Source organism: Kribbella sp. NPDC051952, from assembly GCF_040680855.1.
In the GTDB taxonomy this organism is placed as follows: Bacteria; Actinomycetota; Actinomycetes; order Propionibacteriales; family Kribbellaceae; genus Kribbella.
Genome location: NZ_JBFAXQ010000014.1, coordinates 1 through 25,545 on the forward strand (window position 1 = coordinate 1; position 25,545 = coordinate 25,545).

The 25,545-nt window shown below is 67.1% G+C and carries 31 protein-coding genes, 1 tRNA gene and 1 pseudogene; 11 read left to right on the forward strand and 22 right to left on the reverse strand.

Going from position 1 to position 25,545, the window contains the following annotated elements; translation table 11 throughout:
* The 6 genes from AB0L70_RS24690 to AB0L70_RS24715 form a co-directional block, all read right to left on the reverse strand.
* The coding region (locus AB0L70_RS24690) for a peroxidase family protein (protein WP_363687931.1) at positions 1–634 on the reverse strand (634 nt) is incomplete at its 3' end.
* 33 nt (positions 635–667) lie between these two features.
* Complete coding sequence (locus tag AB0L70_RS24695; RefSeq protein WP_363687933.1) at positions 668–1,087, reverse strand: Fur family transcriptional regulator; 420 nt, start codon at positions 1,085–1,087, stop codon at positions 668–670.
* Between the two features lie 75 nt (positions 1,088–1,162).
* Complete coding sequence (locus AB0L70_RS24700; protein WP_363687935.1) at positions 1,163–1,540, reverse strand: hypothetical protein; 378 nt, start codon at positions 1,538–1,540, stop codon at positions 1,163–1,165.
* Positions 1,537–2,769, reverse strand: coding sequence for an alpha/beta hydrolase (locus AB0L70_RS24705; RefSeq protein WP_363687937.1), 1,233 nt, complete (start codon positions 2,767–2,769; stop codon positions 1,537–1,539). The genes AB0L70_RS24700 and AB0L70_RS24705 overlap by 4 nt, the downstream gene beginning before the upstream one ends.
* 51 nt (positions 2,770–2,820) lie before the next feature.
* Positions 2,821–3,789, reverse strand: a complete 969-nt coding sequence (locus tag AB0L70_RS24710) for a LuxR C-terminal-related transcriptional regulator (protein ID WP_363687939.1) — start codon at positions 3,787–3,789, stop codon at positions 2,821–2,823.
* A 58-nt stretch (positions 3,790–3,847) separates the two neighbouring features.
* Positions 3,848–4,537, reverse strand: a complete 690-nt coding sequence (locus AB0L70_RS24715) for a hypothetical protein (protein WP_363687941.1) — start codon at positions 4,535–4,537, stop codon at positions 3,848–3,850.
* Positions 4,538–4,673: 136 nt separating this feature from the next.
* Here AB0L70_RS24715 and AB0L70_RS24720 point away from each other — a divergent pair, with 136 nt between their 5' ends.
* Together AB0L70_RS24720 and AB0L70_RS24725 are read left to right on the forward strand one after the other, a co-directional pair.
* Positions 4,674–5,252, forward strand: a complete 579-nt coding sequence (locus tag AB0L70_RS24720) for a TetR/AcrR family transcriptional regulator (RefSeq protein WP_363687943.1) — start codon at positions 4,674–4,676, stop codon at positions 5,250–5,252.
* A gap of 9 nt (positions 5,253–5,261) precedes the next feature.
* Complete coding sequence (locus AB0L70_RS24725) at positions 5,262–5,810, forward strand: hypothetical protein (protein ID WP_363687945.1); 549 nt, start codon at positions 5,262–5,264, stop codon at positions 5,808–5,810.
* 186 nt (positions 5,811–5,996) lie between these two features.
* On the opposite strand, the gene AB0L70_RS24730 is transcribed toward AB0L70_RS24725, so the two are convergent.
* Together AB0L70_RS24730 and AB0L70_RS24735 are read right to left on the reverse strand one after the other, a co-directional pair.
* Positions 5,997–6,782 carry a hypothetical protein gene (locus AB0L70_RS24730; RefSeq protein ID WP_363687946.1) on the reverse strand — a complete coding sequence of 262 codons (786 nt, stop codon included), beginning with the start codon at positions 6,780–6,782 and terminating at the stop codon, positions 5,997–5,999.
* A gap of 55 nt (positions 6,783–6,837) precedes the next feature.
* Positions 6,838–8,226 carry an FAD-dependent monooxygenase gene (locus tag AB0L70_RS24735; protein ID WP_363687948.1) on the reverse strand — a complete coding sequence of 463 codons (1,389 nt, stop codon included), beginning with the start codon at positions 8,224–8,226 and terminating at the stop codon, positions 6,838–6,840.
* 64 nt (positions 8,227–8,290) lie between these two features.
* On the opposite strand from AB0L70_RS24735, the gene AB0L70_RS24740 reads away from it, so the two are divergent.
* Together AB0L70_RS24740 and AB0L70_RS24745 are read left to right on the forward strand one after the other, a co-directional pair.
* Complete coding sequence (locus AB0L70_RS24740; protein WP_363687950.1) at positions 8,291–8,920, forward strand: TetR family transcriptional regulator; 630 nt, start codon at positions 8,291–8,293, stop codon at positions 8,918–8,920.
* Positions 8,905–9,711: an endonuclease/exonuclease/phosphatase family protein gene (locus AB0L70_RS24745; protein WP_363687952.1), complete on the forward strand. Its 807-nt coding sequence runs from the start codon at positions 8,905–8,907 to the stop codon at positions 9,709–9,711. The genes AB0L70_RS24740 and AB0L70_RS24745 overlap by 16 nt, the downstream gene beginning before the upstream one ends.
* 230 nt (positions 9,712–9,941) lie before the next feature.
* On the opposite strand, the gene AB0L70_RS24750 is transcribed toward AB0L70_RS24745, so the two are convergent.
* The 8 genes from AB0L70_RS24750 to AB0L70_RS24785 form a co-directional block, all read right to left on the reverse strand.
* Positions 9,942–10,014 (reverse strand) — tRNA-Ala (locus AB0L70_RS24750).
* Between the two features lie 84 nt (positions 10,015–10,098).
* On the reverse strand, positions 10,099–10,893 hold the full coding sequence (locus AB0L70_RS24755) for a hypothetical protein (protein ID WP_363687954.1): 795 nt from the start codon (positions 10,891–10,893) through the stop codon (positions 10,099–10,101).
* A 97-nt stretch (positions 10,894–10,990) separates the two neighbouring features.
* A complete protein-coding gene (locus AB0L70_RS24760) occupies positions 10,991–11,608 on the reverse strand; it encodes a GNAT family protein (protein WP_363687956.1) in 618 nt (205 codons plus the stop codon).
* Complete coding sequence (locus AB0L70_RS24765) at positions 11,608–12,096, reverse strand: MogA/MoaB family molybdenum cofactor biosynthesis protein (RefSeq protein ID WP_363687958.1); 489 nt, start codon at positions 12,094–12,096, stop codon at positions 11,608–11,610. The genes AB0L70_RS24760 and AB0L70_RS24765 overlap by 1 nt, the downstream gene beginning before the upstream one ends.
* Complete coding sequence (gene moaC, locus AB0L70_RS24770; protein WP_363687960.1) at positions 12,093–12,572, reverse strand: cyclic pyranopterin monophosphate synthase MoaC; 480 nt, start codon at positions 12,570–12,572, stop codon at positions 12,093–12,095. The genes AB0L70_RS24765 and moaC overlap by 4 nt, the downstream gene beginning before the upstream one ends.
* Positions 12,569–13,795: a gephyrin-like molybdotransferase Glp gene (gene glp, locus AB0L70_RS24775; protein WP_363687962.1), complete on the reverse strand. Its 1,227-nt coding sequence runs from the start codon at positions 13,793–13,795 to the stop codon at positions 12,569–12,571. Before glp ends, moaC begins: the two co-directional genes overlap by 4 nt.
* A gap of 33 nt (positions 13,796–13,828) precedes the next feature.
* On the reverse strand, positions 13,829–14,293 hold the full coding sequence (locus tag AB0L70_RS24780; RefSeq protein WP_363687964.1) for a GNAT family N-acetyltransferase: 465 nt from the start codon (positions 14,291–14,293) through the stop codon (positions 13,829–13,831).
* 19 nt (positions 14,294–14,312) lie between these two features.
* Entirely contained in the window at positions 14,313–15,701 is a 1,389-nt protein-coding gene (locus AB0L70_RS24785; RefSeq protein WP_363687966.1) for a UTP--glucose-1-phosphate uridylyltransferase, read from the reverse strand.
* Positions 15,702–15,766: 65 nt separating this feature from the next.
* Here AB0L70_RS24785 and AB0L70_RS24790 point away from each other — a divergent pair, with 65 nt between their 5' ends.
* From AB0L70_RS24790 to AB0L70_RS24800, 3 genes are read left to right on the forward strand one after another with little or no spacing between them, the layout of a single operon-like run.
* Positions 15,767–16,333, forward strand: coding sequence for a 5-formyltetrahydrofolate cyclo-ligase (locus AB0L70_RS24790; protein ID WP_363687968.1), 567 nt, complete (start codon positions 15,767–15,769; stop codon positions 16,331–16,333).
* A complete protein-coding gene (locus AB0L70_RS24795) occupies positions 16,326–17,219 on the forward strand; it encodes an aminoglycoside phosphotransferase family protein (protein WP_363687970.1) in 894 nt (297 codons plus the stop codon). The genes AB0L70_RS24790 and AB0L70_RS24795 overlap by 8 nt, the downstream gene beginning before the upstream one ends.
* Entirely contained in the window at positions 17,219–18,283 is a 1,065-nt protein-coding gene (locus AB0L70_RS24800) for a serine hydrolase domain-containing protein (protein WP_363687972.1), read from the forward strand. The genes AB0L70_RS24795 and AB0L70_RS24800 overlap by 1 nt, the downstream gene beginning before the upstream one ends.
* Here AB0L70_RS24800 and AB0L70_RS24805 read toward each other — a convergent pair.
* Positions 18,264–20,789, reverse strand: coding sequence for a penicillin acylase family protein (locus AB0L70_RS24805; RefSeq protein ID WP_363687974.1), 2,526 nt, complete (start codon positions 20,787–20,789; stop codon positions 18,264–18,266). The genes AB0L70_RS24800 and AB0L70_RS24805 overlap by 20 nt on opposite strands.
* 189 nt (positions 20,790–20,978) lie before the next feature.
* Between AB0L70_RS24805 and AB0L70_RS24810 the strand changes: the two are divergent.
* Positions 20,979–21,119 (forward strand): annotated as a pseudogene (locus AB0L70_RS24810) (FmdB family zinc ribbon protein); the annotation flags it as partial.
* A gap of 14 nt (positions 21,120–21,133) precedes the next feature.
* On the opposite strand, the gene AB0L70_RS24815 reads toward AB0L70_RS24810, so the two are convergent.
* Positions 21,134–21,433, reverse strand: coding sequence for a hypothetical protein (locus tag AB0L70_RS24815; RefSeq protein WP_363688379.1), 300 nt, complete (start codon positions 21,431–21,433; stop codon positions 21,134–21,136).
* On the opposite strand from AB0L70_RS24815, the gene AB0L70_RS24820 reads away from it, so the two are divergent.
* Both AB0L70_RS24820 and mscL read left to right on the forward strand, forming a co-directional pair.
* Positions 21,432–22,049: a hypothetical protein gene (locus AB0L70_RS24820; protein ID WP_363687976.1), complete on the forward strand. Its 618-nt coding sequence runs from the start codon at positions 21,432–21,434 to the stop codon at positions 22,047–22,049. The two genes, AB0L70_RS24815 and AB0L70_RS24820, sit on opposite strands and share 2 nt — an antisense overlap.
* Positions 22,050–22,127: 78 nt before the next feature.
* A complete protein-coding gene (gene mscL, locus AB0L70_RS24825; RefSeq protein ID WP_363687978.1) occupies positions 22,128–22,562 on the forward strand; it encodes a large conductance mechanosensitive channel protein MscL in 435 nt (144 codons plus the stop codon).
* Between the two features lie 84 nt (positions 22,563–22,646).
* Here mscL and AB0L70_RS24830 read toward each other — a convergent pair whose 3' ends face one another.
* Genes AB0L70_RS24830 through AB0L70_RS24845 form a run of 4 tightly spaced genes read right to left on the reverse strand, consistent with a single transcriptional unit; the run spans position 22,647 to position 24,592 of the window.
* Entirely contained in the window at positions 22,647–23,138 is a 492-nt protein-coding gene (locus tag AB0L70_RS24830) for a GNAT family N-acetyltransferase (protein WP_363687980.1), read from the reverse strand.
* Between the two features lie 13 nt (positions 23,139–23,151).
* On the reverse strand, positions 23,152–23,775 hold the full coding sequence (locus tag AB0L70_RS24835; RefSeq protein ID WP_363687982.1) for a hypothetical protein: 624 nt from the start codon (positions 23,773–23,775) through the stop codon (positions 23,152–23,154).
* A complete protein-coding gene (locus AB0L70_RS24840) occupies positions 23,772–23,912 on the reverse strand; it encodes a hypothetical protein (protein WP_363687984.1) in 141 nt (46 codons plus the stop codon). Before AB0L70_RS24840 ends, AB0L70_RS24835 begins: the two co-directional genes overlap by 4 nt.
* Positions 23,909–24,592: a hypothetical protein gene (locus tag AB0L70_RS24845; protein WP_363687986.1), complete on the reverse strand. Its 684-nt coding sequence runs from the start codon at positions 24,590–24,592 to the stop codon at positions 23,909–23,911. The genes AB0L70_RS24840 and AB0L70_RS24845 overlap by 4 nt, the downstream gene beginning before the upstream one ends.
* Before the next feature lie 215 nt (positions 24,593–24,807).
* Between AB0L70_RS24845 and AB0L70_RS24850 the strand changes: the two genes are divergently transcribed.
* The gene (locus tag AB0L70_RS24850; protein ID WP_363687988.1) at positions 24,808–25,413 is read left to right on the forward strand and encodes a hypothetical protein; all 606 of its coding nucleotides are present in this window, start codon (positions 24,808–24,810) and stop codon (positions 25,411–25,413) included.
* Positions 25,414–25,545: the final 132 nt, after the last annotated feature.

The following is a 25,545-nucleotide window of genomic DNA, read 5'->3' on the forward strand; positions in this document are numbered from 1 at the left end:
GGGTACGACGTGGTCGCCGAAGGCACCACCTCCGCCGACGACCCGAAGGCAGCCGCAACGTCTCCAAGCCCATCGACTCCAGCGCGACGTTGCCGGTGAGCACCAGCAAGTCGGCCCAGGAGATCTTCTGGCCGTACTTCTTCTTGACCGGCCAGAGCAGCCGACGGGCCTTGTCCAGGTTCGCGTTGTCCGGCCAGCTGTTCAGCGGCGCGAACCGCTGCTGCCCGGCGCCCGCGCCACCACGGCCGTCGCTGATCCGGTAGGTGCCGGCGCTGTGCCACGCCATCCGGATCATCAGCGGGCCGTAGTGCCCGAAGTCGGCCGGCCACCAGTCCTGCGAGGTCGTCAGCACCTCGGCGATGTCCGCCTTGACGGCGGCCAGGTCGAGGCTGTTGAACGCCGCGGCGTAGTCGAAGGACTCGCCCAGCGGGTTCGCGACGGCCGGGTTCTTGGCCAGGATCTTCAGGTTCAGCTGGTTCGGCCACCAGCCACGGTTGGCGTTGCCCCGGGTCGGGTGCACGCCCTCGCCGTGCGCGACCGGGCAGCCACCGGCGGCCTGCGCGGTCTCTTCGCCGCGGCTCTCCTCGCTACCTTCACCCGGCAACGGTTCGTGGCGCTCATGGTTCTCGGACATCGAATTCCTTCCAGGACTGGACGTTTGCGGAAGTCAGGTTGCGCACGCGGAGCACAGGCCCCAGTAGATGACCTCGGCCTCGTCGATGACGAAGCCGTGATCCTCGGATGCGGACAGGCAGGGCGCGTGCCCGACCGCACAGTCGACGTCGGCGATCGCACCGCACGACCGGCAGACGGCGTGATGATGGTTGTCGCCCACCCGCGACTCGTACCGCGCCACCGAGCCCAACGGCTGGATCCGCCGGAGCAGCCCGGCCGCCGTCAGCGTGTGCAGCGAGTCGTACACGGCCTGGTGCGAGACCTCGGGGAGTTCGTTGCGCACGGCACCTATTAGCGAGTCCGTGTCCGCATGCGGGTGCGCGTAGACCGCGGTCAGTACCGCGACCCGCGGCCGGGTCACCCGTAACGATGCCCCACGCAACAACTCCTGGAGCTCATCGACCGTCGGCACGTGACGCAGTCTGTCCGGTTTTCTGGAATGAGTCAAGATTAGCTGACGCGATTCTCAATGTGAGACAGCAAGCAGTCAGGAGTACGCCGGAGTCGTGCCGGTCAGCGTGACCCGCCACTCGCCGTCCCAAGCGTGGACGGCGAGATCGAAGCCGTCCCGGACCCCGACCGCCAGGTGGTGACCCTGCTCGAACGCGATCTCGCCGACCTCCCAGCCGCGGTCTCGAAGCGTCTCCAGGGCAGCCTCGACGTACCGTGCGCCGCCATCGGCCGCGCCTGGATCACCCGTCTCGACGGTCACCCGGCAGAACCTGGAATCGCTGCGACCGCTCTCGGTGGCCAGGTACACCGGACCCTCGTCATCCGTCACCACGCCGTCCAGGCCTGGCACCGCAGCCGCGGCCGCGACCAGCAGTTCCGACCGCAGCAACTCACGCGCTTGCTCGACTGTCATCGCCGTCCCTCCGCCCGCTCGGCGTCAGTACGTCGTGACGCGCTTCGTCTCGCAGAACCGTCGAACACTCTGCCGAACGCGCGACCAGCGGTGCTGGAGACCCCGCGGGCGACTCCGCCCCAGGAGACGCCGAGCGCAAGCCTGGTCTCGGCGGCGACGGTGGAATCCGTTGTGGTGAGCTTGTCATAGGCGCCACGGCAGACCCGGCCGACGTTGCGCAGTGCCTCACTCGCAGGCCGCCAGTACTGCTCGTGCCAGGTGACCGAAGGTCCGTCCGGCCGCTCGGTTGCGAGCCGTACGACGTCCTCGAAATCGGCCGGGTCGCGACCGTGCCATTCGCCGTACGACACCGCGTCGAACTGTGCGCGCATCGCGAAGAACTTCGTGTTCGGGTCCGCGTTCAGGTCGGACATCGCGTTGATGTCGTGGCCCAGGCCAGGGCTGCCGGCGAAGATGACGCTGTCGACCGAGGATCGATTGTCGCGGATGGCTTCGGCCGCGACGATCGTGCCGTAGCTGTGCGCGAACAGGGTGGTCCGGGCGTTCTCGTTCTGGCTGCGCACGCCGGCGATGCAGTCGGCCAACTGGCTGGAGGCCTCGAACGCAGCCTTCTTGCTCATCGCCGGACCCAGGCTGTTCGGGCCGTCGTAGATGAAGTTGACCGTGGCGGTCCTGGGACCGGTCTCGGTGTGGATCGCCTTCGCGATATCGGTCTGCGTCGCGAGGTCGTCCAGGGTGACGCCCATGCCGTGCACGGTGAAGGTGATGTTCTCCGCGGTGGAGAGGTCGCCGAAGACCTCCGCCAGTCGCCCATCGCCTTCGGTGCCGAGGGAGAGGAACTGTCGCGGCACCTCGAGGACTTCTCGGCGCGTCCCGTTCGCGACTACCTGGAGCCTCGGACGCAGCATCTCGTTCATGGTGTTCAGCCGATCCCGGTCCGCGGGACTCATCTGCCGAACTCGCTCCAGCAGGTCGTCGGCACGGTCGGCCTCGTTCAGCCCGTACGTCGCGCGGAGCTTGTCCCGGTCCCGCAGCAGCCGGGCACCGTTCGTCCGGACGCGGAGGTGCCACGGAGCGCCGTTCAACTCACCGACGTCATCAGGCCGTTCGGCAGCCAGTCGCTCCGCCTGGTCCGGCGACAGTGCGTCGAAGAACCGCTCCACCTCAGCCACGGCCTGACGAGATGACAGCGCCTTGATGTCGTCGAGCAGCTCATCGAGAGTCTTCATTGCCCTCCCTGGAACGGGTTCCGGGCAGTTTGCCACGTAGAGAGGTCGTGATCAGCGAGAAAGATACCGCCGTACATCTTGGGCGACCTGGATACGACTCTCCATGCCGTACTTGCGCAGGATCACACCGAGGTGGGTCTTCACCGTCGGGAGCCGCACACCCAGTTCCGTCGCGAGGGCTTCGTTGTCGAGGCCTTGGACGAGCAGCAGGGCAACGCGTTGCTGGGCGTCGGTCAGCGACAGGAATCGCCGCTCCGGTCCTTCGTCGACCTCTAGCATCATCTCGATCAGCTCCGACTGCGTCTGCTCCGCGGTACGGACGATGCCCTTGAGATAACCGTGCAGGGGTTCGTCCACAGCCCCCGGCTCGTCCAGGGCTCGGTCCGCAAGTCCTCGCAGTACTGCGATCCGGTTGGAGAGGTACTCCATCACGTGATCGGACGTGAGCAGGTTCGACGCATCATCACCGGCAGGCAGGAGTCTGAGCGCCTCCTGGTCCTCGACCTCCCGGGTCAGCACTTTGGCGAGCGCACCGGCCAACCACTCGAACGCGCGCACGGCGTTGTCGTCGTACACCTCGCTCTGGTAGCTGTACGTCGCCATCATCCCGAAGAGCTGATCACGACCATCCTTGGTACGCCGGAACATCGGCACGATCACCGCGTCCTCGGAACGCCGACTCACGTCCCCACAGGGGATCCCGGCGTTCAGCGTGGCCCCGTTGTCGTACCCGAACCGGTACGTCTGCCGCTTGTTCAGCAGCCAGGCCGTCGGCCCACTCGGTCCGAACGTGTGGCTCGACGGGTCGTCGTACTTCCCGTCCTCGTACCCGTACGGGTACCGCACCCGATCCGCCCCTTGCAGAAACCCCACGAAGAACGTGTCGACCGGCGCAACCTTCGCCGTCACTCCGCGCACGTAGTCGTAAAGCGCGTAATGGTTCCCCCGCGGCAGCGCTTGCAGCTTGTAGTACGCCTCCCGCAGAACCAAAGCCGTACCAGCATCAACTCTGACAACCACTCTGTCCCCCTGCCACGTACCTGAGGTGGATCCTTGCCTCAGGTACGTGCGGCAAACCTCAGGCGGCGGTCGGCACCGGCGTACGTCGGTGTGACGCGGCTGCCGCAGTCCGGCGGGAACTGCGCCACACGCTGATGCTTACGGCCAGAGTCCACAGGCTCCAGAGCATGCCCATGCTGGCCGTCGTACCCCAGCCCTGAACGGCGTAGAAGTTCGACGGGTTGTCACCGAAATAGATCGCGGGAACGAAGGCGAGGTTGATCGCGGCGAGCACGAACGCCGACCAGCCGACCCACTTCGGCAGCAACCGCAGCCGGTACACCACGATCCCGAGCGCGATCAGGAACAGGCCCATCAGCAGCCGGGAGATCAAGCCCTGCATCAGGTACTGCGCGGCCGCGAACGGACCCTCCTTCGTGGTGTCGATGTCGTGATCGACCGAGATGGCCGCCCCGGCCTCCATCGACTGCGGCACGAACACCATCACGATCCAGAACAGGCCGGCCGTCTGGATCACGCCCGCGATCCAGTCCGACCCGACATCGACCTGGTGGATCAGCTGACGCAGTCCGGTGAAGAACAGCAGGTAGAAGATGCAGCCCACGATGCCGATCAGGCTGCGGGTCAGGATGTTCCAGTCCGGCGGGGCGCCGGAGTAGAGGAAGTACAGCGGCACCTGGACGACGATCAACGCACTCGCGATGACGCCGAACATCCCCGCATTTCTCCGAACCATGGCTTCGGACATGGTGTTGGTCCCCTCTTTGACGAGTCGTGGTGCGACTCTGATGGCAACGAGACGTCTCGTCTCACCACGAGACGCTAAGTCTCGCCTCGGGTCACTGTCAAGACACAACGTCTCGTCTTGTGTAAACTCCGGATGCATGGCCACCCCCAACCCCGACCGCCGCAGCGAACGCGCCCGGCACGCGATCCTCGAGGCCGCACTCGAGCTGTGCCAGGAGCACACGTACGGCGGCCTGACGATGGAAGGCATCGCGAAACGCGCCGGGGTCGGCAAGCAGACGATCTACCGCTGGTGGCCGTCGAAGGCCGCGATCCTGCTCGAAGCGCTGCAGGGACGCAGCAGCAACACCCTGAACTTCCCCGACACCGGAGACCTGCGCGCCGACCTCCGGTCCCAGATGACCCAGGTCGTCGCCGCCTTCACCGACCCGATGTTCGCCGCCTACAGCAAGGGCCTGATCGCCGCCGCCCAGAGCGATCCCGACATCGCCAACGCCGTGGTCACCAGCATCATCAAGCCCCGCGTCGACCTCTGCATCGACCGCCTGACCTCGGCCCAGAAGGACGGCGACATCCGCGACGACGTCGACCTACCCGCGATGGTCGAGCTCCTCTACGCCCCGCTCTACTACCGCCTGCTCCTGCACACCCGCCCGGTCTCCGAGGACCAGGTAGACACAATCCTCGACCTGACCATCGCGGGGTGCGGCGCCTAAACTGGCCGCATGCCTGCGTGGCTGAAGCAGTCCAAGCCGACGATCGCCGTCAGCGCGCTTGCTCTCGCCACCGTCATCGTCGTCGCGTTGCTCACGGCGCGCGGCGATCCGGCCGAACCTCAGACGTTCGGCCCTTGGTATCCCCTCACCAACGCAGCCGGCGCACCGGCCCTGGCGGACTTCGAGAACCACGTCCCCTGCACGATCGACAACCCACCGATCGCCGAGTGCCAGCGAGTCAAACTAGGCGTCGTCCTCTACGGCACCTCCACCACGCCGTCGACGTACCTGATCTCCATCGTCCGGGTGGGCGTCAGCGACGACCGGGAAACCCACACCGGCACCTGGACGGTAGCGCGCGGCACCGCCCTCGACCCCGGGGCGACCGTCTACGAGCTCGACAAGTCCGCCCCCGCCCACCTCCGGACCTTCTGGCCGGTAGGCACCCACATCCTCTACCTCCTGGACCAGTCCCGCATGCCGCGCCCAGGGGATGCCGCCTACGGCTACGCCCTGACCAGCATCCCCATCGGCCAAACGGTCCAGGTCCCCCGATAGCAAACCCCGGACCGGTGGGGACACCACCCCACCCGCCGAATCGGCAGGGTCCGGTGGGTGAGGTGGTTGAACTGGTCGGCGACTCCTCGAAGACCCCCCGAGTCTTGTCTTCGAGTTGCGGCCGGTTCCCCCCGAGCCACACCTAGCATCGAGTGGCGGTAACGCTCAGTCAACGGCCTTAGAGAGCTACCTGAGTCTCCCTACACCGGCGTTCAGCGCGTCCCGCGAGGTCAGCCCACTGCTCTCACCGGTGTCGATGACGCCGAGCGTGAAGGCAACGACGGCGTCCGCGAAGAGGCTCGCGTCCTCCGAGCTGCACGCCTCCATCTGCTCGTCCTGCACGCGGGAACGCAACAGGAACCCGTCGAGCATCGACTGCAGCGTCAGGCCGTAGCGCTCGATGGTCCAACCGGGCCGCATGCTGACACCGAACGCCGCGAACAGTTGCGCATAGCCCTCGTACCACGGCGCCAAGGCCCTCAGCATGTCCTCCACAATCGCGGCCTTGAGTTTCGGATGCTGCTCGAGAAGCGGACCGATATGGAGCAACAGGAACGAGCGCGGGTACGACAGAAGGCTGTCCAGCATCGCGTCACAGAATCGTTCAATCGCTTGTGCGACATTCTCGGAATCCACCAGACTCGCCATGTAGGCGAGCTGCAACGCCGGATTCGCATTCGGCGCATCCCGATACAGCATCGTATGAATCACCGCATCGTTGACGAAATCTTCCTTTGATTCCCACCGATTGTCGAAAGCCTTGCGGCTAGCCCCTCGATGGCCGGCATCCTGGGCCAGCCGTACCACATCCTCCTTGCGCAACCACTCCAGGGTCGCCGGAAAATCAATAGCACTCAGCCGCCGCGGTCTGTCCCCCGGCGACGTAACAAACATCGCGTCAATCAACTGCGCCGCCGCATCCAGAAACCGCCGCGCACTCGTGTCATCAGTAACTGCTTTCGGTCGTGGCACTCATCCACTACACAACCCGAACTCCTCCCTTGTCCATCGTCCGAGGGATGAGCAATTACCCGGCCGCACCGAACCATTTCGCCACCGCATTGGTAATGTCCGAGTCCCCTGACCAGCAGACGAGCCCGTCCGGGCGAATCAGCAACGCGTCATGTTCCCCGTCCGGCTTGACCTGTACGACGTCCACGCGATCGGCCCAGCCGTCCGGCCAGGTACGCCCACCGAAGTCGAGCAAGAGACCGCGTCCGGAGTGCAGCAGAGTCGACAGCCAGGTCGGTCCATCGCCGGTCACCAGCTCGAGGTCCGGGATCCGTTCGGGTGCATCGAGACCCGACATCATCCCTGCGAGGTAGCGATTGGCGTCAGGCAACCGCATCAGGTCGGTGAAGATCTCGCGCAGCTCGACGACGTCGTCGCTCGGCCCCGGCAAAGCGAAGACACGTTGAGCGGCCGTATGACGCAGTACGCGCGCGGCTTGCGGATGGCGCTCGTACTGATAGGTGTCGAGCAGGTCAGCCGCGCCGCGGACCGCGGCGACGAGCTTCCAACCAAGATTGAATGCGTCCTGCACACCAAGGTTGAGGCCTTGCCCACCGAACGGCGGGTGGATATGCGCGGCGTCCCCGGCGAACAAGATCCGCCCGTACCGATAAGACTCCAGCTGCCTGGTGGCGTCGCCGAACTCCGACGAGTTGAAGACCTCCGCGAGCCTGGTTTCCCTGCCGTACAAGGCGATGAGCGCATCCTGCGTCTCCTCCGGGGACGCGACTCCTTCCCGGCCGAAGGTGAACCGATACTTGCCCTCGCCAACAGGTACGAGCATTCCCCAGTAGCCGCCGCCCTGCTTCGTCAACGTGCTGAAGTGGCCGATGGTGGTCGGCACCTGCTCGGACACGGACGACAGTCGTACGTCGGTCAGCACAGCGCGAAACGTCCCAGATCGGCCGGGGAACGGTACGTCGAGGAGCTTGCGGACCGTACTGTGCGCGCCGTCGCAGGCGACGAGATAGCGAGCCCGGAAGGTCTCCCCGCCGGCCGTGACAGTGACGCCGGCGTCGTCCTGTTGGACCGCGCTGACTTCGACACCTCGACGTACTCGAGCTCCACGGGCGATCGCGGCGTACTCGAGTTCTTCTTCGACGATCCACTGTGGCACCGAGATCGGGTACGGGTGCCGGGTGTCCCACGACGATGCGTCAAGCGGGACGGGGAGGCCGGCGAAGTGTCCGCCGACCTGCTCGCGCGGGAGTTCGCGAGCTTGGATCGGGTCGAGCAGTCCGCGCATGTCCAGCACCTCGGCCGTGCGGGCCTGTAGTGCGCCGCCCTTCGTTTGTTCGATCCGCTTGTCCAGCCGTTCGACGACGGTGACGTCGACTCCGGCCAGCGCCAACTCGTACGCCAGCATCAGTCCGGTCGGTCCGGCTCCCGCGATCAGCACGTCCATGACAACTCCCCTCAGTGCAAAAGTAGACTGAGTGCAAGATAGCACTCAGTGCTACGATCCCGGCATGGCGTTGCGCGAACGGAAGAAGGTCCGCACCCGGGAGGCGATCTCGACGGCGGCCATCACGCTGTTCGTCGAGCACGGCTTCGACCAGGTGTCGATCACCCAGGTCGCAGAGGCCGCGGACGTCTCCCGGCGAACGCTCTTCGCCTACTTCCCGACCAAGGAAGACCTCGTCGTCCACCGTTTCGCCGACCACGAGGACGAGCCGGCCCGCGTCGTCCGCGCCCGGCCCGCCGACCAGTCACCGCTGACCGCGCTCCACGACCACTTCGTCGAGCGCCTCCGCGCCCACGACCCCTTCACCGGCCTCACCGACCGCCCCGACACCCTCGCCCTCTACCGGCTGCTCCGGAGTACGCCGGCCTTGATGGCGCGCATGCTCCAGTTCAACGAGACCTCCCAGCGAGAGCTGGCCGCAGCCCTCCACGAAACCGCCGCCACCCCCGAACTCACCGCCCGCCTCGCCGCCGCCCAAGTCATCGCCGTCCACTGGACCCTAGCCATGACCAACTTCGACCTCTGCGCCACCGGCACTCCCGCCCAAAAACTCCTCCCCACCGCAGTGAAAGCCACCAACCAAGCCTTCACCCTCCTATCCACCGGCCTGACCCCCCTATGGCCAGCCGGCTAACCGTCGCCACCCTGAACACCCGCGGCCTCCCCCTGAAGGGCAGCCGCATCAGCGAGCGGTTCACCGCAATCGCAGCCCACTTCAACGCCAGCGAGATCGATCTCGTCTGTCTGCAAGAAGTGTTCGCCTACCGCCACCTGACACACCTCCGCAAAGGCATGCCGTCCTTCCCACATGCCGCCTACCGACGATCCGTCGTCGGACCTGCGGGCGGCCTGGTGACGCTGTCACGACTGCGATTCGCAGGTACGGCGTACGCACGCCTCCCGCGACCATCACGCCACTCAGGCCTGCCCGCTCGAACTCGGCTGAACGCACTCCACAGCGGAATGCTCACCGTCCGCCTATCCGACAGCGGAGTCCGTGTCATCAACATCCACCCAACAGCCAACACCGACGGCAACTGGTCAGAACAAAACCGATTCCGCCAATTGCAACACGACCAACTCACCGCCCTAGCCCAAGCAGTCAAGGCCGACAGTTCCCCAACAGTGGTCTGCGGAGACTTCAACGTCGCCCAAGCAAGCACCCTGCACAGCGACCTCCGCCACCAGTCCGGCCTACAAGACACCTTCAACGCCCAATGCCCACCCACCTACCACCCCAAATACCTTGCCCCCGGCAACAACCCCCACTGCATCGACTTCATCCTCACCACCAAAGACATCGAGGTCACCGCAACCAACCTCCTCTTCACCGACCACCAAGCCCTCCCCACCGGCCCGACCCACCTCTCAGACCACATCGGCCTATCAGCCCAACTCCACTTCCCCAGCGAAAGCACCCCTTGACAGCAGCGAGCACCCCAGCCGCCAAGCGAAGCGAAGGCACCCCCAGCCGCCGAGCGAAGCGAAGGCGATCCCCGGCGAGCGGCGCGCAACCACAGCAGCCGAGCGAAGCGAAGGCGATAGGGGGTGCGGGTGGCGGAGCCCCCGCTCGCGGCGAGCGGAGCGCTGCCGCACAAACGACGAAGGCGACCCGCTCCGCGCTTTCCGCGGACACGAGTCGCCCATCGCCTTCGTGGAGCTGAGGGGATTCGAACCCCTGGCCTCTTCGTTGCGAACGAAGCGCGCTACCAACTGCGCCACAGCCCCGAGCTGGTCGCTTGGTTTCCCTCGCGACCGCGAAACTCTAACACGCCAATGGTCGCCGGTTAAAACCGAGGTGTCGAGTGGGTTTCAGTCGCCGACGGCACGTCGGACCTCCGGCTCTTCGGGCTTCTCGACCGGCTCCGGGGCGGCGGGTTTTTCGGCCGGGTCCGTCGTACGGGCGCTGGAGAAGACCTCGTCGTCGGACAGCGAGATGGTGCGGACGGTGCGGTCCGGAGCCTTCTCCTTCAGGACGTACGTCGGCAGCGTGACGGGCACCGGATCCCACAGGCCCTCGGCGGGCACAGCAGGCTTCTTCTCAACCGGAGGCGCAGGGAGCTTGACCTCGATGGTCATCTCCTCGTCCGGAGAAACCACCGGAGCCGGCTTCCCGGCCGGACCGCGGTCGTGGTGCGCCTGGGCACGCGCCCGCCGCTCGGCGGCCAACTGCGCACGCGAACGCGCCTGCCGGCGCAGCTGCACCCGGGTCAGTACGACGAACGCCACAATCAGACCGCCCGGAATGGCGACGGTCCACCACAGCAGCATCTCCAGACCGGCCAGTGCGACAACCGAAAGGAGCGAAAGGGTCAGGATCGACAGCACCCGCCGGCGGCGCATGGCGGCCACCCGGCGGGCTCGGTTCAGGACGTAGCGCGGCGGCGGTGGAACTCCGACAACCTCAGCCTCGGCGGAGGCACCGGGAGCACCGGCCGGACGTACGACGTACCGAGTCCGCGACGGGTCGCGTGACAGCACCCGCGCGTCGGCCGACGACGACACCGGTTGACGCCGTGCCTCGTCTCCGCGCTTCAAGAGCATCGGGACGAGATAGGCAGCCCACGCGGCGACGATCGCCACATAGATCAACCCTGTCGTCCCCATGCGACGACGCTAAGGTGCCGCGAGCATCAGATCAGGTACGTGAGACGGTGTGTCGCAAGAAGACTCGTGTGACTGATGTGAACAGCACGCAGCGTGATCAAGACAAACGCGACACGAGGCCCGGCCCGACCTCTTCCACGTTCAGCGCGAAGATGCGGTGATCGCGCCAGTCCCCGTCGATGTGCAGGAACCGCGGCCGCTCCCCCTCGTACCGGAACCCGAGCTTCTCGACCACCCGCAGACTCGCCTTGTTCTCCGGGCGGATCGCCACCTCGATCCTGTGCAGGCCAAGGGTGAACCAGCAGTGGTCCGCCGCCATCGCGACCGCGGTCGGCACGATGCCGCGACCGGCGTACTGCTCGTCGACCCAGTAGCCGAGGTTCGCCCAGCGCGCCGAGCCGTAGGTGATCCCGGACACCGTCAACTGCCCGACCAGGGGCCACTTCGATCGTGCACCGGCTCCCGCAGCGCCGCCGTACGTGATGATGAACGGCAGCATCCGGCCGTACCGCGCCTGCCGGTTCCAGTCGCGTGCCATGGCCCGGAACGTCCGCGCACCGTCCTCGGCACCGGGCGGCTGGGTAGCGTCCCATGGGCGCAACCAACTGATGTTGCGTTGGCGCGCAGCGGCCCATTCACCGCCGTCGCCGGCTCGCAGCGGCCTGAGCGCCACCTGCCCGTGCTGGAGTTCCACGGGCCATTGCACGATCGCCATCAGTCGGTGTCCGGCCGGACATGGTCACCGCCACGGACTTGCTCTACCGCATGACGCAGCAACGGCTCCAGTACGGCGAGACCGTCCTTCACACCACCGCGTGAGCCGGGCAGGTTCACGATGACCGTCGTACCGGCCACTCCGGCCAGTCCACGCGACAGAGAGGCCGTCGGTACGCCGTTCGCAACGCCATAGGCCCGGATTGCCTCAGCAATCCCCGGCACCGCCTTCTCGAGCACCGCACTGGTCTGCTCGGGTGTCGCATCGGTCGGCGAGATCCCCGTGCCCCCAGTGGTCAGCACCACGTCGTACGACGCGGAGACCGCAGCGCGCAGCGCCTCACCGACAGGCGGACCGTCAGGAACGACCTGTGGTCCGGACACCTCGAAACCCCACCCACTCAGCCGCTCTGCGATCAAGGGACCGGTGGTGTCGCTGTATACGCCCGCAGCCGCGCGGTTCGAGACACTGACGACAAGGGCTCTCACGGCCGCTCCCAGTGCCCGGTCTTGCCGCCCTCTTTGAGCTCGACGCGTACGTCGGACAGTACGGCGGCCGGGTCCAAAGCCTTCACCATGTCGATCACAGCGAGCCCGGCAACAGCAACCGCAGTGAGCGCCTCCATCTCGACGCCCGTGCGGTCGGTGGTCTTCACCTGCGCCTCGATCAGTACAGCGTCATCCGCAACGTCGAGGTCCACCTTGGCCCCGGTGATCGCGATCGGGTGGCACAACGGCACCAGGTCCGGCGTCCGCTTGGCCCCCATGATCCCGGCGATCCGGGCCACCCCGAGCGCGTCACCCTTCGGTACGCCGTCCCCGCGCAGCGCGCGCACCACCTCGGCCGACACGAAAACCTTGCCGCTGGCAACGGCCCGTCGCGAACCCACGTCCTTGGCCGACACGTCCACCATCCGCGCTGCCCCGGTCTCATCGACATGGGTCAACCCAGGGTCCTGCGTCATCGGGTCTCCTCATCCAGCAGCATCAGCTCGACCTCATCGCCGGCCCGGACCGCAGTCACGTCCTCAGGCACCACGATCAGTGCGTTCGCGCGGCTCAACCCACCGAGCAGGTGTGAGCCGTGCCCGCCGACTGTACTGGCCATCCAGCCTTCATCGCCGGACGTGGCCGCCGCACGGACGAACTGACGCCGCCCCGAGGGCGAGTTGAACCCGTCCAGCGCCACCCCGCGGACCGGACTACGCCGGTACGGCATCTGGCCCATCAGCTTGCGCAGTGCGGGCCGGACGAACACCTCGAAGGACACGTACGCCGACACCGGGTTGCCGGGCAGCGTGAAGATCGGCACCTCGTCCTCACCCAGTACGCCGAACCCCTGCGGCTTCCCGGGCTGCATCGCCACCTGCGGGAAGTCGACCGAACCGAGCTTCGACAACTCCTCCTTGACCACGTCGTACGCACCCATGCTGACGCCACCGGTGGTGATCACGAGGTCGGCGCGGACGAGCTGATCGGACAGCGTGTCCATGATCCGCTTCGGGTCGTCGTCGACGATGCCCACGCGGTACACCACCGCGCCGGCGTTCCGCGCGCACGCGGCCATGGTGTAACTGTTCGAGTCGTAGATCTGTCCCTCACCCAGCCGGCTCCCGGGTTCCCGCAGCTCCGCACCGGTCGACACGACGACCACTCTGGGTCGAGGACGCGCCTTGACCCGCGCGCGACCCACAGCCGCGAGTACGGCGATCTGCCGAGGCCCGAGCACGGTGTCCCGGTCCAGCACCTGCTCCCCCGCCTGCACGTCCTCGCCGGCCCGCCGCACTGACGCACCAGGCGCCGGCTGCTGAGCGATCCGCACGTTGACGGTCCCACCGTCAGTCCACTCGACCGGTACGACGCTGTCCGCACCCCGGGGCATCTGAGCGCCCGTCATGATGCGCACGCACGTCCCAGGGGTCACCACGATCGGCTCACTGTGCCCGGCCCGGAACTCACCCACCACCGGCAGAGTGATCGGCTCGTCCTGCGTCGCCCCAGCCAGGTCACCGGCCTGAACGGCGTACCCGTCCATGGCCGAGTTGTCGAACCCCGGCAGGCTCAGGCCCGACACCACGTCCTCACAGAGCACCAGCCCCAGCGCCTCCATCAGCGGCTGGTCGAACGCCGGCAGCGCCGTCACGCGCCCGAGTATGGCCTCCAGATGCTCATCCACGCTCCGTCTCACGAGCCGACCCTAATCCACCCGGACCGCTGCGCGTCACGCCTCCGGGTGGTTACCCCACACCATCCTGATGTCCGGGGCGTGCTCCTCGTTGGCCGCTCCGTCCGTACGACGCACCTCGGCGAAGCCGTGGAACCGGTAGAAGGACTGCGCTCGGGTGTTGGTCTGGAACGTCCACAGAGCGAGACCACCGGGCCGCAGGTCCTTGGCCAGGTCCACCAGCGTCGACCCCACACCGAGGCCGGCCACGTCCGGATCGACGTACAACTGGTCCAGGTCGTCGCCGTCCAGCGTCAGCACCGCCACGATCCGGCCGTCGTCCAGCGCCACCCAGGTCTGGGCGTCGGGCAGCAGCACCTCGGCGAACCACGTCGTCACCTGCTCGGCGGTGTGGATCGCCGACGGCAACTGCGCCCCGTCGGCGTGCCGCGAGCGCCACCACACCGCGGCAGCCTCGTCCGTGTCGTACGGCTCCAGCGGCCGGATCAGCAGGTCGTCCATAGCCCCGTCGTGTCCCCCGTCAGCTTTCGAGTACGGCGCCGTCCGCGATCTGCAGGCGCTCACCGTCGGGCGCCGTCAGCTCCACGTCGCCGACCACGACCACTCCCTTGCCGAAGGCAACATCACCGTGGACCTCGAGCCGGTCGGCCCGGACCAGCGACGGCGGCCCGACCGGGAAGCGCAGGTCGAAGTCGGCCAGGATCTTGAAGAACGCCGGATCCAGGTCGACGTACGGCTCGTCGCCCTCGTGGGTCGTGGTCAGATCGCCGGAGTCGTCCAGCTCATACACGTCCGACCGGAGCACGAGCAGGTCGTTGGTCGTCTTCACCGGCTTGAACCGGCTGCGGTCGACGGTTACCGCCTGCGAGCCCTCGAAGGTCTCGATCGCCGTCCCCATCCCGGTCTCCAGCTGGATCACCTTGGGCGAGGCCGGATCGGCCGGGTCGACGGTCTTACGGTTGACGATGATCGGCAGCCCGAGGATCCCGTCGTGGCCGTCCATCAGCTCGGCCAGCCGGTCCAGGTCGATCCACAGGTTGTTGGTGTTGAAGGTCTTGTGCCGGGTGATGTCCTGGAAGTGCCGGACGTCCTCCTCCGCGACCTGCGCGCTGTCGCGCAGAATCAGCCGACCGTCGGACTTCCGCACGGCGACGTGCCCGCCCTTGCGGTCGGACCGGGTCCGCCGGCAGACCTCCATCCCGAACGGTACGTCGTGCTCCGCCATCCAGGCCGCGATCCGCGGGTCCGCGGTCGCGCCGAGGTTGTCCGCGTTCGAGATGAACGCGTGCCGGAAACCGTGCTCCCGGAGCGCGTCGAGGGTGCCTGAGGCAACTAATGCGGTGAACAGGTCGCCGTGGCCCGGCGGGCACCAGGCGAGTTCGGGGTCCGGCTCCCACTCGGCCGGGGTGAGGTCGTCGGCGAGCAGCTTCGGCTCCATGTTCTGCAGGAAGTCCAGCGGCAGGCCGTCGATCGCGAGTCCGTCGTACTCACCCAGGATCTGCAGGGACTCCTCCTTGGTGCGGAAGGAGTTCATCAGCACCAGCGGCAGCGGTACGTCGTACCGGCGCCGGGTGCTGAGGATCTGCCGGGCGATGATGTCGAGGAAGCTCAGCTCGTCCTTGACGTGGAGCGCGGACTTGGGGCCGGTGACGCCCATCGACGTACCGAGGCCGCCGTTGAGCTTGATCACCACCGTCTCGGCCAGTGCGGCCCGCATGGCCTCGGGATCGGTATCGAGGTGGTCCAGGTGCGGCAGGTCACCTACCGGCTCGATGTCGTCCTCGCGGATCGTTCCCTGCTGACCTGATTCGAGCAGCTGGTAATAGTGCGTGAAGACGCGTATTGCAACGTCGGCAGCACCGGCTGCGCGCATCTTTTCCTGCGCTTGTCTGAGACCTGCCTCACTCATGACCTAACCCTAGGGGACGCCGGGTAATCCCAGTGTTAAGCGCGTCACGCTCTTACGATCGGATGGTGTTCCCGACGAAGGCCGCCGCGCGCCAACATCTCCTCAGTGCCCGCAGAACCAGGGCACATTCGGAGGACCTTCTCAGCGCTGCCCAAGCTCAGCCCCAGCTTCGGACGGCCCGCCGGATCGCGCTGTACGTTTCGCTCGGCCCCGAGCCCCAGACGGGCGCTCTGATCGACTGGCTGCTGGCAGGCGACCACGAGGTGCTGCTGCCGATTCTGTACGCCGACAACGACCTGGGCTGGGGAATTGCGCCTGGAGCGGCCGACCTGGTGCCCGGCCGGCTCGGACTGTCCGAGCCACGGGTCGACCTGGGCTCGGACGCGATCGCCACCGCCGACCTGATCATCTGTCCGGCCCTGGCCGTCGCCCGGGACGGTGTCCGGCTGGGACGCGGTGGCGGCTCGTACGACCGGGCACTCGCCCGCGTCGGACCGGGTACGCCGATCTGGGCCGCCGTGTACGACTCCGAGGTCGTAGAGGCTCTTCCCGCCGACGACCACGACCACCCGGTGCACGCGGCGCTGACGCCAAACCGGTTGATCCCGCTGGGAGGATCAGTGGATGACTGAGAACGCCACCCAAGCCGCGGTGGCCGCGGCACGTGACCTCGGCCTGACCGTGACGGACCCGAAAGTCCTGTACGACGCGTTCTCCGTGGTGGTGCACCTCAAGCCGTCCCCAGTGGTCGCCCGGGTGCCGATGAACCTCCCGGACTACCTGATGAACGTCGAGGTCGCCGTACGACGGCAGCAGCGCGAACTGGACGTGGCTGCCTGGCTGGCCGCACGCCACCAGCAGGTGGTGGTCCCGAGCCATCTCGAGCCCGTGGAGCGGGACGGGTTCACCATGACGTTCTGGCAGTACGTCGAGGAGTCCGGCGAGGTCGACTACCTCGCCAGCACCGTCCGTGCGGCCGAATTGCATGCGGTACTCGCGGACTACCCGGAGGAACTGCCCTGGCTCACCCCTCTGCTCGCTGTGCCGTCGGGACTCGCCTCTCTGGAGGCTGTGCCCGGGCTGCTCGAGCAGGAGGACATCGACCGGGCCCGGGCCGAGTGGGACGTGCTGCAGTCGGTGCTGACGAGCCGGGCCGGGTTCGAGGCGGTCTTCCCATCGGCCACCGTGCAGACGATCCACGGCGATGCACCGTCGTACAACGTGATCCCGACGGCTGACGGCGTACTGTGGGCCGATTTCGAGGACACCACGTGCGGTCCGATCGAGTGGGACATGGCTGGGTTCGGACCGGACCTCGGGAAGGTCTACAACGAGGCTGCGGCCGCCATGGATCGTCCGCTGCTGGATGAGCGTGTGCAGCGGGTCATGGACACGGCTCGGGTCCTGCAGGTCATGGTGTGCACGCCGTTGGTGCCACAGTTGCCGAGTCTGGGCGACGGCATCCGGATGTTCGTCGGACAGTGGCGGTCCATGCCGTTCGCTGGTGGACTGAGCTGATGCTGAGCACGTACGTCTCCGATGGGGTCCTGCCCGGTCTGGTCTCGCTGGTCAGCCGGGCCAGCACTACGAAGGTCGAGGTGCTCGGCAAGACCGCGTTCGACGGTCCCGAGATGCAGCGGGACAGCTTGTTCCGGGTGGCGTCGTTCACCAAGCCGATCGTCGCGGTCGCGGCGATGATCCTGGTCGACGAACTGCGGCTCTCGATGGACTCCCCCGTCGACGACCTGCTGCCCGAGCTCGCGCATCCGGTCGTACTGCGGCAGCCGGACGGGCTGCTCGACGACACGGTCCCGGCGACGCGGCCGATCACTCCGCGGGATCTGCTCACATTCAGGCTCGGTCTGGGTGAGTCCGACAACCCGGCGCTTCGGCAGCGGGAGGAGGAGTTGGGGCTGCACACGTTCGGCCCGCCTGTTCCCCGGACCCTGCTGGAGCCGGACGAGTGGATGCGGCGGCTGGGGACCCTGCCGTTGCAGTTCCAACCGGGTGAGCAGTGGCTGTACTCCACCGGCTCGCATGTGCTCGGCGTACTGATCGCCCGCGCGACCGGCCAGCCGTTGGAGGAGTTCCTGCGCGAGCGGATCTTCGAACCGCTCGGGATGCATGACACCGGGTTCACCGCAGCAGATCCGGCTCGGCTGACCACGGCGTACGTCGGGGACGACGTACTGGACCCGGCGGACGGCAGCCAGTGGCTGGCCAGGCCGTCGTTCCCGGATGCGAGCGGTGGGCTGATTTCCACGGCCGACGACTTCCACGCGTTCGCACAGATGCTGCTCGCCGGCGGCAACGGCGTACTGTCGCCGGCTGCGGTCGCGGAGCTGACAACCGATCACCTCACCCCGGCGCAGCGGGAGGCGGCGGCCGGCTTCCTCGGGCCGGACACCGGATGGGGCTACGGGGTGTCCGTGAGCGCAGACCGATATGGCTGGGCGGGTGGTCTGGGCACGCTCTGGTCGACCACGCCCGCGGATCAGACCATCTCGATCCTGCTGACCCAACGCGCGCTGTGGACGTGGCCGGAAGAGCTGTTCGCCGAGGCTAACTCTCCGGCTTGGTGAACGTCAGGGCGTCCTTGCGGGCCGCCTCGACCGCTCCCTTGGTGTAGGCCCAAGGGAGCGTCTCGCCCTTGACCCACAGCTCGGTCTGGTCGGTGTAGTGGGCCGAGAAGGCGTGTCCGGACACACCGGTCAGGTTCACCCACCGGGACTTGTCGAAGTCGGACAGGTCGACCACCATCCGCATCGACGGGGTCGAGGTGACCGCGTAGCCCTCCGACGCATCCCAGGAGGTCGCGTCCACGATCGACGTACCCCCGCCGAGCTGGTACGGACCGCGGTTGAAGAGGCGGTCGACCAGACCGATCCCGGACTTGCCCAGGGTCTGGTTGGTCAGCGTGAGCTTGTGCAGCTTGCCCCACTGCCAGTTGGCCGGTTCACGCGCCATCTTCTGGGTGATCTCGGTCCGCGCGTCGACCAGGGCCTCGCGCAGGATGTCGTCCCGGCTCTCCTTCTGCGGAGTCCTCAGGTCGTCCCACCAGGTGCTGTTCGGCTGGCCGAGCAGCGTGTGGACCACCTCGAACCAGCGCGAACCGCCGTCCGGCCAGGTGCCTTCAGGGAGCTGGTCGTGGAAGGTGAGATCGAGCAGGTTGCGCCAGACCACGTTGAAGTACGCGGCCGCGGCGGAGTCCGGCGGCTGGGTGAAGTCCCAGTTCCGCAGGATGTCCTGGCCCTGCTTGTCGAAGGCGTCCTCGATCCCGATCTGGAGCAGGTACGGCACCAGCATCTCGGCGGACTTGTTCTTGGTGTCCAGCTGGATCGACGCCATCGCGTTCGCATCCAGCTTCCCGGCGGCCTTGATCCGGTCCATGATCTGCTGCGACCGGTAGCCGTAGTCCCAGTCGTTGGTCAGGTAGTACTTGTACCCGTGCGGCACCACGGCCTGGTTCGCGGTGACGATGATCCCGTCCGGTGGATCGAACTCAGTGGGTAGGGCATCGAACGGGATGTACCCGGTCCAGCGGTACCGCGAGTCCCACCCCGGCACCGGCCAGTCGCCCCGGCCGGTCTTGCGGATCGGGATCAGCCCTGGTGCCTGGTAGCCGATGTGCCCGTCGGTGTCGGCGTACACGAGGTTCTGCGAGGGGACCTGGAACAGCTGCGCGGCGACCCGGAACTGGGGCCAGTCCTGGGCCTGGTTGATCGCGAAGAGCGCGTCCGCGGTGCGGCCCGGAGTCAGCGCGGTCCATTGCAGCGCGACGCCGTACGCCTGCGGGTAGTTGGCCCGTTTGGCGGACTGTTCCCCGACTTCCTTCTGGTCCTCGCCGACGTCGGAGACGAGCGGACCGTGCCGGGTCTCGCGGACGGTGATCTTCACCGGCTCGTCCTGGCCGGCCACCTTGAACGTCTCCTCGCGCGTCACCATCGGGCGCCACTTGTTGTCGTACAGCGCGTTGTTGCCGTCGATCCGCTCCAGATAGAGGTCCTGGACGTCCGGATCGAGGTTGGTGAAGCCCCACGAGATCGCGTTGTTGTGACCGATCACCACACCGGGCAGGCCGGAGAAGCTGAAGCCGGACACGTCGAACGGACAGCTCTTGCCGACGTTGTTGCAGTGCAGGCCGATCTGCGTCCAGATGCCCGGCATGGTGGCGCCGAGGTGCGGGTCGTTGGCCAGCAGCGGTTTGCCGGTGGTGGTGTGGTCGCCGGAGACGACCCACGAGTTCGAACCGATGCCGTCACCCTGGCCGAGCAGTTCGGGCAGGCCCTTGGCGACCTTCTGGACCGAGTCGAGTGACTTCAGTAGATCCGGGGTCAGCATCGCCCGGTCGGCGGTGATCGGTGACGTGGTGAACTTGCCGTCCTTGCCGACCGTGCCGGTGGGCATGATCGGCTGGTTCCGGTCGTACGGGTACTGCGGGTAGAGGCTCTCGATGTTGCGCGAGGGGAACGCCGCCAGCAGCTTGGTGCGGGTCATCTCCTCGTCCATGTTGCCGCCGAGGTCCCACGCCATCGCCTTCAGCCAGGCCAGTGAGTCGGCCGCGGTCCAGGGCTCCGGGTGGTAATCGGTGCCCTTGAGTGACAGGACGGCGTACTCGAGGCTGAGGCCCGAGCCACTGTGGGTGGACAGGTACGCGTTCACTCCGCGGGCGTAGTCGTCGAGGTACTGCCGCGTGGTCGGGCTGAGCAGGCCCAGCTCCTTCTCCGCGACCCGGCGCCAGCCGAGGGTACGGACGAACTTGTCCGTCTCCAGTGCGTCGGGTCCGAACAGCTCGCTCAGCCGGCCCGACGTGACGTGCCGGCGGAAGTCCATCTCGAAGAACCGGTCCTGCGCGTGCACGTACCCCTGCGCCGCGAACAGGTCGGACGGGGTGTCGGCATAGACCTGCGGGATCCCGTTCGCGTCCCGGATGACGTTGACGTCGCCGTCGAGGCCGGTCAGCTCGATCGTCCCGTCGTACGTCGGGAACGAGTGGCGGACGACGAAGATGACGGTACCGGCGATCACCAGGAGGACCGTGGTGAGGGCGATTCCGCTGATGATGACAACTCGAAGCAGGCGACGCACGGACCAACCGTAGAGAATCACCGCTCGCACCCCAAATGGGGTCCCTCACAACTTTGCGTAGCTCTGCGTTCTCCGGCCGTGAACGGCGTCAGGGCCGTTTGGTGGACCCGAGTTGGAATACTTCGGCGCTCTGGCGCATTATTAGCAGTCGAGTAGTGGGAGTGCCAGCGGCCTGAAGGGAACCAAACCGTGCCGACGTACCAGTACCAGTGCACCGACTGCGGCGAGGCCCTGGAGGTGCGTCAGAGCTTCACGGACGACGCACTGACGGTCTGCCCGAACTGCCAGGGGAACCTGCGCAAGGTGTTCAACGCCGTCGGCGTTGTGTTCAAGGGCTCCGGTTTCTACCGGAACGACAGCCGCTCGTCGAACAAGAGCTCGGTGCCGGCGAAGGCCGAGTCGTCTGCCTCGTCCTCGTCATCGTCGGACTCCTCGTCGTCGGGTAGCTCTTCGTCCGGCTCCTCCTCTGGTTCGTCCTCCTCCGACTCATCCGGTGGGTCGTCCTCGGGCGGTTCGTCGTCCGGTGGGTCTTCGTCGGGCGGTTCGTCGTCAGGTGGTTCGTCGACGAAGACCAGCGCGGCCTGATCGTCGCCTGTGGATAACTGAAGGGCGGGTGCCGGAGAAACTCGTACTTTCTCTGGCATGAGAATCCCTTCCTTCCTTCGTGACCTGCTCCGCACCGCTCGTTGGCACCGCCGGCTCCTGGCCGGCATCGCCGCCGCAGCCGCCGTGTACTTCGGACTCCTGGCCCTCTCCCCAGCGCCGCCACCGACGATTGCCGTGCTCGCCGCGGCACGCGACCTCGCGGGCGGAGCTGTGCCCGCGACCGGGGACCTCCGGACCGTCGGACTGCCGCCAGGCTCTGTGCCCGACGGCGTCCTCAGACCGGGCGCCGATCTGACCGAACGTGTGCTGAGTGGACCGGTCAGATCCGGCGAGCCACTCACCGATGCCAGATTCCTGGCGCCACCTGCCGTTCCGTCCGGATCGCTCGCCTACCCGTTCCGGATCGACGACGCCGATATCAGCGCACTCCTCCGCGTCGGCGACCACGTCAACCTGTACGCCGCGACGAGCACCTCCACCGACGCCGCCAACCTGCTCGCCCGATCCGTCCGCGTCGTAGCCCTGCCAACTCCCCGTACGACGTCCTCCGGCGCGCTGATCGTGGTCGCGACGACTCCCGAGGTGGCGACCAGACTGGCGCAGGCCACAACGAACTCCCGAATCACGGTCGCGCTGACACCCGATACGAGCTGATCACCGATCGGACGGTTGGCGGCACGATGGATGAACCTTCGGCGCGGTCGCTCGCCCTTGCAGGTCTGCGGTCATACCTTGACTCGGGTACAGACCACCCGCTTCGTGGAGGCAACCCACATGCTCAAGGGCTTCAAGGAATTCGTCATGCGCGGAAACGTCGTCGACCTCGCGGTCGCCGTCGTCATCGGCGCAGCGTTCGGCCAGATCGTCACGGCTGTCGTCACCAACTTCATCAACCCACTGGTCGCGGCCATCTTCGGCAAAGCGGACGCCAGCAAGCTGTTCTTCTTCAAGATCAACGGCGCAGAGTTCCACCTCGGCAACATCGTGCAGGCGGCGCTGAACTTCCTGTTCGTCGCGATCGCCGTCTACTTCTTCATCGTGATGCCGCTGAACAAGCTCGCCGAGCGCCGTGCCCGTGGTCAGGAGGCGGAGTCGGAGCCCGACCCGCTGACCATGGAGCAGCAGCTCCTCACCGAGATCCGGGACTCGCTCCGAACCCGGCAGTGATCCCGGCGGAGTGGGCAGGCGAGCCCGGGCCGCGGTTCCTTGAGCCGAAGCCCACCTCAGCCCCTGAGCTCGCCGAGCGCCTGCCTACTCCGTAGGGGTTTCACCCGCGTACCGCATCCAGCGGTAGGCGATGGGCTGGCCCTGGTTCCACTCGTCCATCAGGCCGGCCGGGACGTCGACGAAACCGGTCCGGTGGTACGTCTGGATCGCGACCGCGTTGTCCGGACGGACCCGGATGAAGACCTCCGAGTACCCGGCGTCCACCGCCGGCACCAGCAAGGCCCGCACGAGTCCCTTACCGAATCCCCGGCCGCGGACCTTGGGATCCACGATCAGCCGGGCCAGCTCGACCTCGTCCTCTTCCTCGTCCAGCCACACCTCGCCGTACCCGACGGCCCGATCACCGTCGAACAGCAGATACGACTGAATCTCCGCGTCGACCTTGCGCCAACTCGTCTTCAGCTCCTCCGGGAACGGGTACTCGACCCGTCCGGACAGCAACGCCACTTCCTTCGCGTCCACGGCCCATCCGGCCACCTGGACGGCGTACTCGTCGGAGAACCCCCGAAGTTCCACGTCCCCTACCCCCTCAGTTCACGAACTCGACGATCGTTCGCACGAGCTGATCCAGATACGCAGGAAACCCGGGTGTCGGTGCCTCCGGGCTACCGACCAATTCACGACTCCCCCGGATCGACCGCAGTAGCGCATCGACCGTCTTCCGCTGGTGAGACGGATTCTCCGGGACCGACGGCACCACCGCCACCGGAATTCGCGCCAACGTGGACAGGTCGGCGTCGCTCACACCTCGCAGCATCCCGCCGGCGAGCAACCGATCCGCGTCGTCCGGGGAGCAACCCCGCTCGATCAGCCCGGCCCGGGTTCGCGCATCGACAGTGCTGTCCCCACCCGTCGCCGGCCAAGCCAGAAGGAGGCGATCAACCTTGTCCGGAAACCACAACGCCAGCAGGACCGCCGCGGTGCACCCGTTGGATGCGCCAACGATCGTCACCGGTTCGTCGCGCTTCCCCAAGAGTTCACCGAGCGCGTCGACTTCGACGTCCCACCCACTCGCTCGCACCGGCCGATCCGGCGCGAGCACATCCAATCCGTACGACGTCAGTCCGCGAACGATCCCCGTCGTACCCCAGAAGCGTTCTGCGTCCATGGCGTCCCACAGGCCACCGTGAACGAGGAATACGGTCGGGCTCATCCGTGGTGGGGCGGAACCTCGCGGAGGATGCGCTCGTCGTCGTCGGAGTCAGGGTCGTTCTCGCCCCAGGACCGCGGGTCGTCGTCTCGGGTCTGCTCGGGCAGCAGCGGCTCGTCGTCTTCGTACGGGCTCGTCATGGTTCCAGGTTACCGAGTCGGCGGGGCTCTCCGGAGGTGATTTCACCCTGCACCACATCGGGCCGGAGTTGCGGCTCGGTCGCGGGCCCGATCAGTGGTGCGATCCCCGGTTCGCCTTGCCAGCGATCGTTTCCGAGCACACACCAGGAGGTCAGTACGGACAGCGTCGGCGTCGCCAGTCCGGACAGTCGCAACGGCTCGGCGTTCTGGAAGGCGAACGTGACCATCCAGTTGGCCGGATCGGGATAGAACTCCTGCACCGCGCTGTAGTAGAAGCTCAGCCAGCCACGCGTCGGCAGGTGACACAGCAGCCGGTAGTTGGTTGCGACCGTCGGGACTTCCTGGAGGTCGCGCCACATCAGCTGCATGTCACGCCTCGCCGCGGCCTTGCGGCTCGCGTTGACCGCGGCGTTGGCGGCCATCATCCCCAGCACGAGTCCGGGCTTGCCGATGAACAGCCCGCTGTTGTGGGTGTAGCGACCGCTGCCGCCGTACAGGCGGGCGTAGTGCGCGGGGGTGTTGATATATGCGACCTCACCCGGCTCCAGGACCAAGCCGTACATGGTGAGGGCCTGCGGTCTGTTGCCGGCGATCAGCCAGCGCGCCCAGTCGATGCCGAGCTGCCACTCGTCACGTTCCCGCTGCGCGGTCGCGGCCTCGTCCGCCTTCTTCCGTCCCACGGCACTGATCGTAATCCGGACACCGTCCCACCGCGGGTCGGAGCGGGTCGTCCACGAGACGGCCGACCAAGGGCGTGCACGTTACAGCTCCGCCTCGGTTGCCACACGATCTCCCTGCGTGACCGGAACGACGCGCCGCCGTGATGTTCTGGCACGCGAGACGTGACTCCCTTCGACCATCATGGGTGACCTTGCCAACCCGGAAGGACCGAGTCGTGAGTGCATTACGGACACGGGGCCTGATCGGTGCGACGCTCGTCGTCGCTGTCCTCGGAGCTACCGCCGCCTGCGGTGACGAGGACAGCACGTCTCCGCCCGCCGCCCAGCCCACGGATACGCCGACCACCCCCGGCACCCCCACACCGTCGCCCACACCCAGCGGCACCCCGAGCACGGACTGCCCCGAGACCATCGCGGCCGTTCGCACCGCCACCGACAAGGTGGTTTGGGGCAAGGGCGCCGCGACCTCGTTGTTCAAACCGGTCAGCGTGGCCATCTGCCAGTTCGACGCCAAGGCGACGGGGCAGGACTACGCGACCGTGACCACCAAACGCCAAGGCAAGCAGGCGACCGACCTTTTCGCGCTGGTGAACGCGGCCAAGCCCGTAGCCAAGGAGCCGACGATGTGCACCAAGGAGCTCGGCCCGACCTATGTCCTGCGGTTCACCGACAACGACCGTGGCGTCCTCTCCTTCACGGTGGAAGCCTTCGGCTGCCGCCGCCTGGTGGCGACATCCCTGGAGGGCCAGGGCAAACCCGGCGTACTGCCGTCGCCCCGGCAGGTGACCCCCGAGCTGATCAAGTCGCTCGGCCTGCGCTGACCCTGGCGCCGGACGCGCCCCCCGAAGCCGTCCGGACCGGGGTCAACCCGCGCCTGCCTTGCGGGTCCCTCTCGAGGTCGACCCGCAAGGCAGGCGACGGCTCGAGCCCTTGTCAGCCGGTCGACCCGCAAG

Bases quoted from the DNA above. Each gene is read 5' to 3' on its own strand.
- AB0L70_RS24700 (WP_363687935.1), bottom strand. From the start codon at position 1,540: ATGACAGTCGAGCAAGCGCGTGAGTTGCTGCGGTCGGAACTGCTGGTC.
- AB0L70_RS24705 (WP_363687937.1), bottom strand. From the start codon at position 2,769: ATGAAGACTCTCGATGAGCTGCTCGACGACATCAAGGCGCTGTCATCT.
- AB0L70_RS24715 (WP_363687941.1), bottom strand. From the start codon at position 4,537: ATGTCCGAAGCCATGGTTCGGAGAAATGCGGGGATGTTCGGCGTCATC.
- AB0L70_RS24720 (WP_363687943.1), top strand. From the start codon at position 4,674: ATGGCCACCCCCAACCCCGACCGCCGCAGCGAACGCGCCCGGCACGCG.
- AB0L70_RS24725 (WP_363687945.1), top strand. From the start codon at position 5,262: ATGCCTGCGTGGCTGAAGCAGTCCAAGCCGACGATCGCCGTCAGCGCG.
- AB0L70_RS24735 (WP_363687948.1), bottom strand. From the start codon at position 8,226: ATGGACGTGCTGATCGCGGGAGCCGGACCGACCGGACTGATGCTGGCG.
- AB0L70_RS24740 (WP_363687950.1), top strand. From the start codon at position 8,291: ATGGCGTTGCGCGAACGGAAGAAGGTCCGCACCCGGGAGGCGATCTCG.
- AB0L70_RS24745 (WP_363687952.1), top strand. From the start codon at position 8,905: ATGGCCAGCCGGCTAACCGTCGCCACCCTGAACACCCGCGGCCTCCCC.
- AB0L70_RS24755 (WP_363687954.1), bottom strand. From the start codon at position 10,893: ATGGGGACGACAGGGTTGATCTATGTGGCGATCGTCGCCGCGTGGGCT.
- AB0L70_RS24760 (WP_363687956.1), bottom strand. From the start codon at position 11,608: ATGGCGATCGTGCAATGGCCCGTGGAACTCCAGCACGGGCAGGTGGCG.
- moaC (WP_363687960.1), bottom strand. From the start codon at position 12,572: ATGACGCAGGACCCTGGGTTGACCCATGTCGATGAGACCGGGGCAGCG.
- AB0L70_RS24780 (WP_363687964.1), bottom strand. From the start codon at position 14,293: ATGGACGACCTGCTGATCCGGCCGCTGGAGCCGTACGACACGGACGAG.
- AB0L70_RS24785 (WP_363687966.1), bottom strand. From the start codon at position 15,701: ATGAGTGAGGCAGGTCTCAGACAAGCGCAGGAAAAGATGCGCGCAGCC.
- AB0L70_RS24795 (WP_363687970.1), top strand. From the start codon at position 16,326: ATGACTGAGAACGCCACCCAAGCCGCGGTGGCCGCGGCACGTGACCTC.
- AB0L70_RS24800 (WP_363687972.1), top strand. From the start codon at position 17,219: ATGCTGAGCACGTACGTCTCCGATGGGGTCCTGCCCGGTCTGGTCTCG.
- AB0L70_RS24820 (WP_363687976.1), top strand. From the start codon at position 21,432: ATGAGAATCCCTTCCTTCCTTCGTGACCTGCTCCGCACCGCTCGTTGG.
- AB0L70_RS24815 (WP_363688379.1), bottom strand. From the start codon at position 21,433: ATGCCAGAGAAAGTACGAGTTTCTCCGGCACCCGCCCTTCAGTTATCC.
- AB0L70_RS24835 (WP_363687982.1), bottom strand. From the start codon at position 23,775: ATGAGCCCGACCGTATTCCTCGTTCACGGTGGCCTGTGGGACGCCATG.
- AB0L70_RS24840 (WP_363687984.1), bottom strand. From the start codon at position 23,912: ATGACGAGCCCGTACGAAGACGACGAGCCGCTGCTGCCCGAGCAGACC.